Source organism: Pseudoxanthomonas sp. LjRoot206 (assembly GCF_056175725.1).
The window spans coordinates 602,128-615,197 of record NZ_JBGFFI010000002.1 but is presented as its reverse complement, the minus strand read 5'-3'; the positions used below and the strand labels follow the sequence as shown (position 1 = coordinate 615,197).

10 protein-coding genes are annotated in these 13,070 nt (G+C 67.9%); 1 reads left to right on the top strand and 9 read right to left on the bottom strand.

Annotation, left to right across the window (positions count from 1 at the left end; translation table 11 throughout):
* Positions 1-19: 19 nt before the first annotated feature.
* The 4 genes from recG to AC04MD_RS07590 all read right to left on the bottom strand — a co-directional run bounded on the left by recG (position 20) and on the right by AC04MD_RS07590 (position 7,113).
* Positions 20-2,125 (bottom strand): ATP-dependent DNA helicase RecG, encoded by a 2,106-nt coding sequence (gene recG, locus AC04MD_RS07605; RefSeq protein ID WP_475496686.1) that lies wholly within the window; start codon positions 2,123-2,125, stop codon positions 20-22.
* An 85-nt stretch (positions 2,126-2,210) separates the two neighbouring features.
* Positions 2,211-4,652 carry a TonB-dependent receptor gene (locus AC04MD_RS07600; RefSeq protein ID WP_475496685.1) on the bottom strand — a complete coding sequence of 814 codons (2,442 nt, stop codon included), beginning with the start codon at positions 4,650-4,652 and terminating at the stop codon, positions 2,211-2,213.
* A gap of 44 nt (positions 4,653-4,696) precedes the next feature.
* Complete coding sequence (locus AC04MD_RS07595) at positions 4,697-5,869, bottom strand: SO2930 family diheme c-type cytochrome (protein WP_475496684.1); 1,173 nt, start codon at positions 5,867-5,869, stop codon at positions 4,697-4,699.
* An 11-nt stretch (positions 5,870-5,880) separates the two neighbouring features.
* Entirely contained in the window at positions 5,881-7,113 is a 1,233-nt protein-coding gene (locus AC04MD_RS07590; RefSeq protein ID WP_475496683.1) for a parallel beta-helix domain-containing protein, read from the bottom strand.
* A 118-nt stretch (positions 7,114-7,231) separates the two neighbouring features.
* On the opposite strand from AC04MD_RS07590, the gene AC04MD_RS07585 reads away from it, so the two are divergent.
* Positions 7,232-8,269, top strand: coding sequence for an AraC family transcriptional regulator (locus AC04MD_RS07585; RefSeq protein ID WP_475496682.1), 1,038 nt, complete (start codon positions 7,232-7,234; stop codon positions 8,267-8,269).
* Positions 8,270-8,280: 11 nt separating this feature from the next.
* Here the strand turns inward: AC04MD_RS07585 and AC04MD_RS07580 are convergent, their stop codons facing one another.
* From AC04MD_RS07580 to AC04MD_RS07560, 5 genes are all read right to left on the bottom strand, one after another.
* Positions 8,281-8,664 (bottom strand): RidA family protein, encoded by a 384-nt coding sequence (locus AC04MD_RS07580; protein WP_475496681.1) that lies wholly within the window; start codon positions 8,662-8,664, stop codon positions 8,281-8,283.
* A 160-nt stretch (positions 8,665-8,824) separates the two neighbouring features.
* Positions 8,825-10,996: a RelA/SpoT family protein gene (locus AC04MD_RS07575; RefSeq protein WP_475496680.1), complete on the bottom strand. Its 2,172-nt coding sequence runs from the start codon at positions 10,994-10,996 to the stop codon at positions 8,825-8,827.
* A 125-nt stretch (positions 10,997-11,121) separates the two neighbouring features.
* A complete protein-coding gene (gene rpoZ, locus AC04MD_RS07570; protein ID WP_296278197.1) occupies positions 11,122-11,421 on the bottom strand; it encodes a DNA-directed RNA polymerase subunit omega in 300 nt (99 codons plus the stop codon).
* 166 nt (positions 11,422-11,587) lie between these two features.
* On the bottom strand, positions 11,588-12,205 hold the full coding sequence (gene gmk / locus AC04MD_RS07565) for a guanylate kinase (protein WP_475496679.1): 618 nt from the start codon (positions 12,203-12,205) through the stop codon (positions 11,588-11,590).
* Entirely contained in the window at positions 12,202-13,062 is an 861-nt protein-coding gene (locus tag AC04MD_RS07560; RefSeq protein ID WP_475496678.1) for a YicC/YloC family endoribonuclease, read from the bottom strand. Before AC04MD_RS07560 ends, gmk begins: the two co-directional genes overlap by 4 nt.
* Between the last annotated feature and the right edge of the window lie 8 nt (positions 13,063-13,070).

Below are 13,070 nucleotides of genomic sequence, written 5' to 3'. Positions count from 1 at the left end.
GGCCCCTCCTACAAACGGGTCACGCCGACGCGTATCTCGCTGCGCCGCCTACCCAGCGATGGATCACGCGGTCCGCCACGGCGGGGTCGTCGGCAAGCAGCCGTTCTGCCAGCGCATGCACCTGCGGCAGCAGGCCCGCGTCGCGCGCAAGATCAGCGACGCGGAACGCGGCCAGGCCGGTCTGCCGCGTGCCCAGCAACTCGCCCGGACCGCGCAGTTCCAGATCCTTCTCCGCGATGACGAAGCCGTCGTTGGTTTCCCGCATCGTCGCCAGCCGGTGCTTGGCCATCATCGACAGCGGCGGCTGGTACATCAGCACGCAGGTCGAGGCGGTCGCGCCACGGCCGACGCGGCCGCGCAGCTGGTGCAGCTGGGCGAGGCCCAGTCGCTCCGCGTTCTCGATGATCATCAGCGACGCATTGGGAACATCCACGCCGACTTCGATCACCGTCGTCGCCACCAGCAGGTCCACGTGTCCTTCCTTGAAGCGCCGCATGGTGGCCTGCTTGTCGGCCGCCTTCATGCGCCCGTGCACCAGCGCGACGCGGGCATCGGGCAGCGACGCCGACAAGGCTTCGTACGTGGTCTGCGCGGCCTGCGCGACGACCTCGTCGCTGTCGTCGATCAGCGTGCAGACCCAGTACGCCTGCCGCCCTTCCGCGCAGGCGGTGCGGATGCGCTCCACCAGTTCGGGTCGACGCTCCGCACTCAGCGCGACGGTCTGCACGGGGGTGCGCCCCGGCGGCAGCTCGTCGATGGCGGAGACATCCAGGTCCGCATACGCCGCCATCGCCAGCGTGCGTGGGATCGGCGTCGCCGTCATCACCAGCTGGTGCGGGACGCGGTTCCTGCCGGCGCCCTTGTCGCGCAGCGCCAGGCGCTGGTGCACGCCGAACCGGTGCTGCTCGTCGACGATGGCCAGGCCGAGGTCGTGGAAGACCACCGTGTCCTGCATCAGCGCATGGGTACCCACCACCACCTGCGCCTCGCCCGAGGCCACCTGCGCAAGCACGGTGGCGCGCGCCTTGCCGGTGACCTTGCCGGCCAGCCAGGCCACGCGCACGCCCAGCGGTTCCAGCCAGGCGCGCAGGTTGGCCAGATGCTGCTCCGCGAGCAATTCGGTCGGCGCCGCCAGCGCCACCTGCTTGCCGGCTTCCACCGCCAGCATGCCCGCCAGTGCGGCGACGACGGTCTTGCCGCTGCCGACGTCGCCCTGCACCAGCCGCAGCATCGGCGACGGCTTGCCGATGTCCTCGCGGATCTGTGCGAACACGCGCTGCTGCGCGCCCGTCAACGTGAACGGCAGCGCCTTGACCAGCGCCTTCACCAGCACGCCCTTGCCCTTCAGCACCGGCGCGCCGTGTTGCTGCAGCGCCAACCGCTGGCGTCGCAGGCTCAGGTGATGGGCCAACAGCTCCTCGATCGCCAGCCTGCGCTGTGCGGGATGGGTGCCCAGCGAGAGCGCCGCGACGTCCGCATCGCGCGGCGGACGGTGCATCGTCAGCAGCGCCTGTCGCAGCGAGGGCAACTGCAGTCCGTGCAGCAGGGCCGCGGGTAGCAACTCCAGGCTGTCGTTGTCGGGAAGCCGTTCCAGCGACTGGCCGACCAATTTGCGGATGCTCGCCGGCCCCAACCCCTCGATGGCCGGGTAGACCGGATCCAGCGCCTCGCCCAGCGCCACGTCATCTTCGTCGCCCAGGATGCGATAGCTGGGATGGACGATCTCCAGCCCGTTCTGCCCGGGCTTGGGCGTGCCGTAGCAGCGGATGCGCGTGCCAACGGCGAACTGCGCGACCTGCGCGGCGCGGAAATGGAAGAACCGCAGCACCAGCGTGCCGCGGGATTCGTCGCCGACCGCGACCCGCAGCACCGGGCGGTAGCGGAAGCCGCGCTCGACCGCTTCCACGCGCCCTTCCACCTGTGCGGGCACGCCCGGCTGCAGCAGGCGGATCGGCGTGATCGCCGTGCGGTCTTCGTAACGCAGCGGCAGGTGCAACCACAGGTCCTGCATCGTCAGCAGGCCACGTGCCGCCAGCTTCTCTGCCACGCGCGGACCCACACCGGGCAGACGACTCAGGGGTTCGGCGGAAAGATCGATGGACGGCGTGTCGCGACGTGCTGGCATGCCACAAGGATGCCGGGAACGACGCGAAACAAAAACCCCGGCATCCTGCGATGCCGGGGTCCGTGTCCGACGCGTCGCGCGCGGCTCAGAACTTCACGGCGACTTCCATGCCGTACGTGCGCGGCTCGGTGATGGTGGCGCCCACGAGGCCAAGCGGGCCACGGCCATAGGTGTTCAGGCCTTTCACGTACTGATTGTCGAACACGTTGTTACCGTAGACGGCCCAGCTCCAGTGGCCCTGGGGCGCGGTCCAACCGATGCGGACATCGGTGCGGTCGCGCGCTTCGCCGATGTCGAGCAGCGCATTCACGCCGCAATCGCCCTGCAGGTCGGAACCCTCGTTGCAGCGGCTGCGGCCGCGGTAGGCATGCCGTGCCGAGAAGCGCAGCTCGCCATGGCCGGCCAGGTCGACCTGGTAGGCCGCGCCCATCGAGGCGGTGAAGCGCGGCTCGCCGGTGGGCTCGCCATCCAGGTCCACGCCCTCGGGCGTCACGTAGTCCTTGTACTTGGAATCGATCCACTCGGCCTGCGCATCCAGCGTCAGGCCGTCGATGACCTTCCAGCGCAGGTCGACGTCGATACCGGTGGCCTCCAGGTCGCCGGTGTCGAACACGAAGCGCGGGATGTCGACCGGGTTGTTCGGGTCGGGATCGATCAGCCGCACCGACTGGCGGTTGTCGTAACGGTAGTGGAACAGCGAGGCATTCCAGGCGAAGCGTCCCAGCGACTGCTTGATACCGGCTTCCAGGTTCCACACGTCCTCGTTCTCGAACGCCGGGCCGATCTGCAGGGCGTTGAAACCACCGGCCTTGTAGCCCTTGGCCAGCGAACCGAACACCATCGTCCTGTCGTCCAGGTGGTAGTCGACGACGAAACGCGGACTGACGTCGCTCCAGCTGCGCTTGTCGCGCACCAGCACGCCCTTGTTGACCATCGCCGGCGGATCGATGAAGGCCATGTCGAACGTCAGCGTCTCGCGGCTGATCGGAATGCCCATCTGTCCCAGCGCGGCGAAGAAGCCCAGCGATTCCAGCAACGCCAGCTTGGCTTCCAGCTCCGGCGCATTTCGTGGCGTGTTGAGCCAGGTGAAGTCCTTCTCGTCGCGGGTATAGCGCAGTCCGAAGGTCAGGTTGAGCCTGTCGGTCGCGCGCCAGATCACATCGCCGAACGCCGCGTAAGCGGTGGTCGACAGCGTATTGTTGAAGCGCTCGTTCCAGCGGTCACCCACCAGCGACACCGGGATGCCGTTCATCTGCGCCAGCAACGAGGTGAAACCGAACAGGCTGCCGTCCGGCGTCGGCGCGATGCCGAGGTTGCGCACGATGTTGTCCACCGCCTCGGTGTTCGTGTTCACCTCGCTGGTCTGGCGGGCGTCTTCCTTGAAGAAACTCGCGCCTGCCACCCAGTCCAGACGTGCGTTGCTGCCGGCGAACTTGAACTCCTGGTAGAAGGTCTCGTTGCTCTCGGTGTTGACCGAATCGATGTACAGGTCGGCGCGGTTGGTGCCGTCCTCCTCAGTCTGGTTCAGCGAATCGTATTCGCGCCAGGAGGACGTCGACGTCAGGTTGCCCCAGGTGAAGCCGTGGTCGACGATCAGGGTGACGCCGTCGAACGTGCGCCACTCGGCGTTCTCCGCGTCGCTGTAGGTCGGCACCTTGCGCGGATCCAGGTAGTCGTCGGTGTCCACCGGCACCGGCGGCCGCTGCGGATAGGGTGGCAACGGCACGATGCCGGTGGTGACGCGGCCGTTCTGGTCCAGGCTTTCATGGTCCCAGCTCAGCAGCGCGGTGGTGTTGTCGCCGATGCGCAGCTGCCAGGCGGCGCGCGCGGCCCACACGTTCTCGCCGCCCAGGTCCTTGCCGGTGGCGCCATCCTGGAACCAGCCATCGCTGTGGTTGAACAGCGCGTTGATCCGGAATGCCGAGACGTCGCTGACCGGGATGTTCCACATCGCGTCGACGTACTGCTTGCCGTAGTTGCCGAGCCGCAGGCGCAGGCGCGCCTCGGTCTCGTCCTGTGGCCGTCGCGTCACCAGCGAGATCGCGCCGGCGGTGGTGTTGCGGCCGAACAGCGTGCCCTGCGGCCCCTTCAGCACTTCGATGCGTTCCACGTCGAGGAACGGCAGCAGCACGCCGCCACCGCGACCGCCGTACACGCCGTCGACGAAGATGCCCACCGCCGGATCGGTGCCGATGCCGAAGTCGTTGGTCTCCACGCCGCGCAGGCGGAACGACGGCTGGGTCGGCTGGACGGCATCCACCACCAGGCCCGGCACGAAGGCGTCGATGTCGCCGAGGTTCTCCGCCGCGACGTCGTCGAGCAGCTGCTGGTCGACGACCTGCAGCGCGATCGGGACGTCCTGCAGCTCCTGCTGGCGGCTCTGCGCGGTGACGGTGATGGTATCCAGGTTGGTGGCCTGCTGTTCGCCTTCGGGCGTAGCCTGCGCCCAGGCCGTGCCGCTCGCGCCCAACACCACGCAACCGCCGAACAGCGCGCGCCGAAGCCCCACGACCAGATTCCGTTGCATCACTCTCATCACGCCCTCCCGGAAGCGTTGTGCGGAAACCGGCCTCAGGTGGCCGGCGGTGGTTCACTGCCTGTGCCTGCCGTGTCGCAACTGCCCGACTGCGCGTCGATCCACGCGCGGATCAGCGCCACCCCTTCGCGATGGACGACCGAGCGCCCCAGCTCCGGCATCATGATCGCGGGGTCGTCGCTGTCCAACCGGTAATCGAAGATGGAATCGGCCGCGTGTCCCGGCACGATGTCGTAGCGCCGGTTGCCCGTGCCCTTGCCCGCCGCGATCGGCTGCTTGCAGAAGCCCAGCTTCAGGCGGTCCTGCGTGTGCGCGTCCAGCCACAGGCCGGAGGTGATCGCTGGGCCGGTGGCGCTGTGGCAGTGCCCGCAGTTGACGTCCAAGTAGGCCCGCGCGCGCGCATCCAGGGGTGCTTTCGCATCCATCGCATCGGCCAGCCGCGGCGGCGATGCAGGCACGCCAGCCAGATAGCCGACCCGCACCAGGTGCGCCAGCTGGTTTTCCCTGCCGCCGGTGTAGTCGAAGTCGCGGTTCAGATGCCGCGCCTTCAGGCCGATCGGCAGCAGCTTGCGCGACCTGTTGTCGGTGATGTGGCAGCCGCCGCACTGGTTCTGGTCCGGCACCTGGTAGTCGGCCGTCTCGCGTCCACCCTGCGCATCCACCAGGTCGAGCGTGAGCAGTTCACCGGTGCGCTTCAGCGTGGCCGCCGTCTGCGCATCGTTCCACACGTACGGCAGCGCCACCCAGCCTTCGGCCCGATGCACGAGCAGGCGCGTCTCGATCAGGCGCACCTTGGCGAGGTCCAGCGTCTCGCCATCCAGCGACGACTGCGATGGCGGCGTGCGCGCGACCGAGGTTCCGTCCCGGACCTGCCCTGCCGGCAACGGGTAGTAGAACGTCTTGCTGAGGATGGTACCGACGGGAAAGTCGAAGCTCTGCTCGGCCTGGTACGTCGCCGGCGTGCCCGCCGGCATCCACACGGTGCGCAGCTTGTGCGCGTAGTCGCTGAACAGCGGCGTGTTGAGGTCGTAGGGCACCACGCCTTCGCTGAGGCGCAGGCGGCCGTCCTCGATCTTCAGCACGCCCCATTCGTCCAGCGTCGCCGGCTGGCCTTCGGCGAAGAAGTGCACCTGCGCCGCCGGCCGGCAGGCAGGCAGCGCCGCACACGCGGCAAGCGCGACCAGCCACAGCGCCAGGCGATACGGCATGCGCAACGGCCTCAACCGTGTTTCAGGTCGACCGCCGGCAGGCGCGGCAGTTCGCAGTCGTGGACCTTCGCGTCCTTGTTCGGATTCTTGTAGCCGCCGGGACCGTCCGCGTTGACCACACCGTTGACATCGCGCAGGCAGATCTGCGGCCCGACCTTCTTTCCGTCGACCATGCGCTCCTTGTTGAAGTAGCCGTCCCACAGCACGTCGGGGAAGTTGCCGCGCAGGCCGTAGGTGGCCACCTTCAGCGCCTTCAGGTCGAAACCGTCCGGCGAGTCGCCGCCGCCCGACAAGGTGTTGCCATGGATATGGATGCGCTCCGGATACGGGTCGAAGTTCGGCGACGCGCTGCTGTCCTTGTAGCCGGTGGAATAGACGCTGGAGACGATGATGTTGGCGGTCGCGTTGTCGCGGATCTCGTTGCCGAACACTTCGATGTCGTCGTTGGAATTGATCACGATCCCCGACCCCGCCGGCACGCTGGCCACGGGCGTGCCCTTGGCGCCGAAGTTCTCGTGGTTGTTGGCGATCACCTTGTTGGCGTAGACGCGGATGTTGCCGCCCTGCTGCGACAGCCCCGGCATGTTGAAGACGAGGATGCCGCCGGTGTTACCGGTCGCTACGTTCTCGTAGACGTCGGCGTTGATGGTGTTCTCGATCTCGATGCCGGCGACGTTCTGTTCAGCGCGACTGCGGCGCACGATGACGCCGTCGGACTGGCCGACGTAGATACCGGCATCGGACGCGCCGATGGATACGGTGTCCTCGATCAGCACGTTCTTGGTCAGCACCGGGTAGATGCCGTAGGCGCCGTTCTTCGTGCTCGGGCCACCGGTCCATTGCACTTTGACGCCGCGGATGGTGATGTTCGACGACTCGCTGATCTTCAGCCCGTCGCCCCTGGAATCCTCGATGGTGAGGTTCTCGATGGTGAAATCGTCGCCGTTGACCAGCAGGCCCTCGGCGCCGGCCTTCTGCCCCTTGAAGCTCAGCACGCTCTTGTCCATGCCGGCGCCACGGATCGTCACCCCGTTCGCGCGCAGGGTCAGGCTGCGGTCGAAGGCATGCCGGCCGGCCGGGATCTCGATGACATCGCCCGGCCTGGCATCCAGCAGGCGCTCCTGCAGGGCGGTGGCGAAGCCGGCGTCGGCCGCTGGGGCAGCGGTGTCAGGCGCCTTGGGCTGGCAGGCGGCCGCCATGAGCGCCAGGGCGCCGGCCACTGCCACGGAAATGGTGCGCTGCATGAGTCTCCCCTCCCATACGCTTGCGTAGTGCCCGCAGTCTGGTGCGGCCACCCATGTGACACGGAGGGCGGGAGCGGCATACTACGGGGGGCAAAGCGGACAAGCTGGAGGGGCTCCGATGCGCTGGAAAACCGGACTGGGCAATCGCCTGTCGATCGCCAACCTGCCCACCAACATGCTGTGCGGCCTGGTGCTGCTGGCCGGCGAGTTCGGCGTGAACGCCGAAAGCTGGTTCGCCGGCATGCGGATGAATGTGCAGGAGATCCACGACCCGCTCGCGCGCGTCTCCTACCGCCAGGCCAGCGAGATCATCCGTCGCGCCCTGCCGACCCTGCCGATCGACGGCGTCGGCCTGTCCATGGGCGAGAAGCAGAACGGCGGCAACTTCGGCCTGCTGGGCCTGGCGATGAAGACCGCGCCCACGTTCGGCGATGCCGTGCAGATCGGCCTGGAATACCAGCGCAATCTCGGGCCGCTGATGGACCTGGACATGCAGGACCGCGACGACGGCAGCCTGGCCGTGGTCGCAACCGCACCGGAGGAAGCTGCCGACCTGCTGCCGTTCCTCTGCGAGGAAATGTTCGCCAGCACGCTGATGCTGGCGCGCGAACTGGTCGGGCCGGAGTTCCGTCCGGTACGTCTGGAGCTGGGCTATCCGGCGCCGCGCTATGCGGCGCGCTACGGGGACCTGTTCGGTTGCGAGGTGCGCTTCGACCAGCCGCAGCACGCGATGGTGGTGGACCGGCGCTGGCTGGAGCTGCCGTTCGCCAGTTACAACCCGGTGACCTCGGGGCAGGCCCTGGCCCTGTGCCGCGCGCAGCTCACCGCGATGTCGCTGCGCGGCGAGACCACCGCGGCGGTCGAGCGGCAGCTGCGGCCGCGCCTGCGCGACAACCCGCAGATGACGGACGTCGCGATGGCGCTGCACCTGAGCGAACGCACGCTGCGTCGCCAGCTCGCCGAGGAAGGCACCAGCTTCAGCGCGGTGCACGACCGCGTGCGCACGGAACGTGCGCTGGAGCTGCTGCAGGATGCGGAAACGACCATCGCCAGCGTCGGCAGCCAGATCGGCTTCAACGACGTGCGCGAGTTTCGCCGCGCGTTCAAGCGCTGGACCGGGCATACGCCGAGTGAGACACGACGTAGCCCAGCCTGACGTTTACCGGATCAGTCGAGCACCATCACCGCATCGACTTCGAACGCAGCGCCCTTCGGCAGGCCGGAGACTTCGATGGTCGAGCGCGCGGGATACGGCGCGACGAAGTAGTCCTGCATCACCGCATTCACCGCCGCGAACTGCGACAGGTCGGTCAGGTACAGGCCGAGCCGCACGATGCGGTCGAGCGAGCCACCCGCCGCTTCCGCCACCGCCTTGAGGTTGTCGAACGCGCGGCGCGCCTGCGCGGCGATGTCGCCGTCGACCAGGTTGCCGGTGGACGGATCGAGCGGAATCTGCCCGGAGAAATACACCGTGTTGCCGGCACGGACGGCCTGCGAATAGGGACCGATGGCGGCGGGCGCCTGCTCGGTGTGGATGATCTGCCTGGTCATGCGCAACTCCTGTGTGGACAGCGGATTCTACGTAGGGCGGGCCCCGGCCCGCCATCACGGTCTATCCGATCGCGATGGCGTCGACTGGAAAAAGCGACGCACGCAAATCACCTCGTCGCAAGCACAGGTATCAAGACGGCGGGCCTGGACCCGCCCGACGTCACTGCCGGCGGACGCCGTGCACGACGTTCAAGCGTCGCAACCGGCGCATCACTTCCGCCAGATGGTTGCGGTCGCGGACCTGGATCGAGAAGCGCAGCACGGCGACGTTGATGTCGCGTTCGAGATATTCCACGCGCTCGATGTTCGACTGGCTCTTGGCGACCGCGGCGGCGACCTGCGCCAGCACGCCGGGGCGGTTCTCCACATCGATCAGCAGCGCGGCGTCGTAGTCGCCGGTGACCTTCGCGTCCCACGCGATCGGCACCCAGCGCTCCGGCGACTTGCGGAACTCGGTGACGTTGGGGCAATCCAGCCGATGCACCACGATGCCCTTGCCGGCCGTGTGGTACCCCATGATCTCGTCGCCGGGAATCGGCTGGCAACACTGCGCGAAGCTGACCACGCCGCGCTCGCCGCCGGTGATCAGGATCTTCTCCTGCGAATGCTTCGAGTGCCCGCCGGCGCGCAGTTCGGCGAACGCGGTCAACGCCTGCGCGGCCTGCGCCGGCATCCAGTTGCCCAGCGCCACGTCGGCCAGGAAGGCTTCCAGGCGCGGGTACTTGTGTTCGGTGAGGAAGGCCTCCAGACGCTGCTGCGGCAGGCGCTCCAGCGAGCTGTCCAAGTCCTCCAGCGCGCGGTCGAGCATGCGGTGGCCGAGCTGCACGGCGTCCTCATGTTCCAGCTGCTTCAGCTGGTGGCGGATGGCGGTGCGCGCCTTGCTGGTGACCACGAACTCCAGCCACTGCGGCTTGGGCGCCGCCGACTTGGCGGTGATGATCTCCACGCTCTGTCCGCTCACCAGCTTGGTGCGCAGCGGCACCAGCTTCTTGTCCACGCGCGAGGCCACCGCCTGGTTGCCGACGTCGGTATGCACGGCGTACGCGAAATCCAGTGCGGTGGCGTTGCGCGGCAACGACAGGATCTTGCCCTTCGGCGTGAACAGGTAGACCTCGTCCGGGAACAGGTCGACCTTGACGTTGTCCAGGAACTCCAGCGACGAACCGGCGGCGCGCTGGTTGTCGATCAGCTCGACGATCCAGGCATGCGCGCGGTTCTGCGCGCTGTTCGGCGAATCGGTGCCGAACTTGTAGGTCCAGTGCGCCGCGATGCCGCGCTCGGCGACCAGGTCCATCTCGGTGGTGCGGATCTGCACTTCGATCGGCGATCCGTAGGGACCGAACAGCACGGTGTGCAGCGACTGGTAACCGTTGGCCTTGGGGATGGCGATGAAATCGCGGAACCGTCCGTCGAGCGGCTTGTACTGCGCATGCACCGCACCGAGCGCGTGGTAGCAGTCCGGCACCGAGTCGACGACGACGCGGAAGCCGAACACGTCCATCACCCGGTCGAAGCTTTTGCCCTCGCCCTGCATCTTGTTGTAGATGCTCCAGGGCGTCTTCACCCGGCTGACCAGGCGATGTTCGATGCCTTCCTTCGCCAGCCGCTGCGACAGGTGCGCCTCGATCTGCGCCATCGATTCGCGGCGCATCACCGGCTGGCTGCGGATGTGCTTGTCGACCACCGCATGGCGCCACGGATGCAGCGCGCGGAAGCCGAGATCCTGCAGCTCCGACTTGACCAGGTTCATGCCCAGCCGCTGCGCGATGGGCGCGTAGATCTCCAGCGTCTCGCGGGCGATGCGCCCGCGCGCTTCCGCGCTCTGCGCGCCGAGCGTGCGCATGTTGTGCAGGCGGTCGGCCAGCTTGATCATGATCACGCGCAGGTCGCGCGACATGGCCAGCAGCATCTTGCGGAAGCTCTCGGCGGCCGCTTCCTGGCGGTCGCGAAACTTCAGCTTGTCCAGCTTGGTGACGCCTTCCACCAGCTCCGCGACCGATTCGCCGAACTCGGCGGCGATGTCGGCCCCGGTCAGCGGCGTGTCCTCGATGGTGTCGTGCAGGATCGCCGCGATCAGCGTCTCCGCGTCCATGCCCAGTTCGGCCAGCACGCCGGCCACCGCCACCGGATGGGTGATGTAGGGCTCGCCGGACTTGCGGGTCTGGCCCGCATGCGCGGCCGCACCGACTTCCCAGGCGCGCCGCAGCAGCGGCAGCTGCTCCTTGGGCAGGTACGTCACCAGCCGCTCGAACTGGACGACGTACTCCGGCACCCCCTCGTCACGGGACGAAGCGGGGCTGCGGAGCGCCTTGGCGGTACGGCCTGAATTCATGCCGCCAGACTATGCCAGTCACGTCGCCACGGCAACGCGGATCGCGGGCCCTGAAACGCGAAAAGCCCGCTTGCGCGGGCCTTCCGTCGATCGTCCGTTCCGCCGGGAACGTCAGATGAAAGCGATCAGTCGTCGCCCTTCGACAGGTCGTCGTCGGCGACCACTTCCGCGGCGGCCCACTCCAGCGCTTCGCGCTCGGCGCGCTCGCGCTCGGCCTTCTCGACGCGGTCGATCAGCTCGTTGTCGATCTTGCGCGCGGCGATCTCGCGCAGCGCCAGCACGGTGGGCTTGTCCTGCGCTTCGTTGTTGTCGATCTGCGGCTCCACGCCGTTCGCGAGCTGGCGGGCGCGCTTGGCGGCCATCGTGACCAGATCGAAACGGTTATCTACGACTTCCAGGCAATCTTCGACGGTGATGCGGGCCATGCGGGCTCCCGGCGACCGGCTGGTCGCCCAATGAATACGGAAAGGGGCCGGGATTGTAGGCAGCCGGGCAGGGTATTGCAAGCCTTTCCTTCAAAATCAAATGGTTAGCCGAGCACTCACCCCCTGCAGGGGGACTTCGGCCCCGACCACGGGGCCTCCTACACGTTCAGTCCGCCAGCAGGGCCGCGATCAGGCCGGCGTGGCGCACGTCCTGCGCTTCCCGGCGCAGGCGGCTGGCGGTGAAGATGGTGTGCATCTGCGCCACCGCCTCGTCGAACACGTCGTTGACGATGACGTAGTCGAACTCGTCGTAGTGGGACATCTCCTCGCGGGCGGCGGCCAGGCGGCGCTGGATCACCTCCTCGCTGTCCTGCCCGCGGTTGCGCATGCGTTGCTCGAGCGCGGCGCGCGAGGGCGGCAGGATGAACACGCTGACCGCATCCGGCACCTTCTCGCGCACCTGGCGCGCGCCCTGCCAGTCGATCTCCAGCAGCACGTCCTTGCCCGCGTCGAGCTGCGGCTCGACCGACTGGCGGGCCGTGCCCTTCCAGTCGCCGTGCACCTCGGCGTATTCGAAGAAGTCGCCGGCGCGGATCATCGCCTTGAACTCGTCGGCGCTGATGAAGTGGTAATGCTGCGCATGCCGTTCGCCCGGACGCGCCGCGCGCGAGGTGAACGAAATGGACAGCGCGATATCGGTATCCCGCGCCAGCACGGCGTTGACGATGCTGCTCTTGCCCGCGCCGGAGGGTGCCGCGACGATGTAGAGGGTTCCGCGCTTCATTCGATGTTCTGCGCCTGTTCGCGGATCTGGTCGATCAGCACTTTGAACTCCACCGCGATGTTGGTGGTGCGGATGTCGACGGACTTGGAGCCCAGCGTATTGGCCTCGCGGTTGAACTCCTGCAGCAGGAAGTCCAGCCGGCGGCCCTGCGGCTCCTTCTGGGTGAAGACGCGGCGGATCTCCTTGACGTGGCTGTCCAGGCGGTCGAGTTCCTCGTCCACGTCGAGCTTCTGCAGCCACAGCACCAGTTCCTGCTCCAGCCGGCCCTGTTCCATGTTCTGGGCCACGTCGGCCAGGCGCGCTTCCAGCTTCTGCCGCTGCCCGGCACGGATCTGCGGGATCAGCGTGCGCACCTCGGCCGCCAGCGCGGCGATGCCGTCCACGCGCTCCAGGATCGCCGCCACCAGCTTGCCGCCCTCGCGTTCGCGCGCGGCGACGAACTGGTCGAGTACGGTATCCAGCAGCGCCAGCGCCTCGGCATGCAGCGCCTCCATGTCCACACCCTTGGTCTGCAGCACGCCAGGGAACTGCAGCAGGTCGGTCAGTTCGGTGCGCAGGTTGGGGACGCGCAAGGCCAGGTCCGCCGCCAGCTCCGACAACTGCGCCACGACGCGCGGATTGAGTTGCAGTGCGCCGCCGCCTTCGGGCGCGCGCAGACGCAGCGTCAGGTCCAACTTGCCGCGCGACACGCGCGAGGCGACGCGCTCGCGCAGCGCCGGTTCCAGCACGCGCAGTTCGTCCGGCAGGCGGACCCCCAGTTCCAGGAAGCGGTGGTTGACCGCGCGCAGTTCGGCCCCCAGCGTGCCGCCGTCGGTGGCGCGTTCGGCGGCAGCGAACGCCGTCATGCTGCGGATCATGCAGGTGC

What these genes read in the sequence shown, in the direction of transcription:
- AC04MD_RS07585 (WP_475496682.1), top strand. Translation starts at nt 7,232, where the DNA reads ATGCGCTGGAAAACCGGACTGGGCAATCGCCTGTCGATCGCCAACCTG.
- AC04MD_RS07575 (WP_475496680.1), bottom strand. Translation starts at nt 10,996, where the DNA reads ATGAATTCAGGCCGTACCGCCAAGGCGCTCCGCAGCCCCGCTTCGTCC.
- rpoZ (WP_296278197.1), bottom strand. Translation starts at nt 11,421, where the DNA reads ATGGCCCGCATCACCGTCGAAGATTGCCTGGAAGTCGTAGATAACCGT.
- AC04MD_RS07560 (WP_475496678.1), bottom strand. Translation starts at nt 13,062, where the DNA reads ATGATCCGCAGCATGACGGCGTTCGCTGCCGCCGAACGCGCCACCGAC.
- AC04MD_RS07580 (WP_475496681.1), bottom strand. Translation starts at nt 8,664, where the DNA reads ATGACCAGGCAGATCATCCACACCGAGCAGGCGCCCGCCGCCATCGGT.
- AC04MD_RS07595 (WP_475496684.1), bottom strand. Translation starts at nt 5,869, where the DNA reads ATGCCGTATCGCCTGGCGCTGTGGCTGGTCGCGCTTGCCGCGTGTGCG.
- recG (WP_475496686.1), bottom strand. Translation starts at nt 2,125, where the DNA reads ATGCCAGCACGTCGCGACACGCCGTCCATCGATCTTTCCGCCGAACCC.
- AC04MD_RS07600 (WP_475496685.1), bottom strand. Translation starts at nt 4,652, where the DNA reads ATGCAACGGAATCTGGTCGTGGGGCTTCGGCGCGCGCTGTTCGGCGGT.
- AC04MD_RS07590 (WP_475496683.1), bottom strand. Translation starts at nt 7,113, where the DNA reads ATGCAGCGCACCATTTCCGTGGCAGTGGCCGGCGCCCTGGCGCTCATG.
- gmk (WP_475496679.1), bottom strand. Translation starts at nt 12,205, where the DNA reads ATGAAGCGCGGAACCCTCTACATCGTCGCGGCACCCTCCGGCGCGGGC.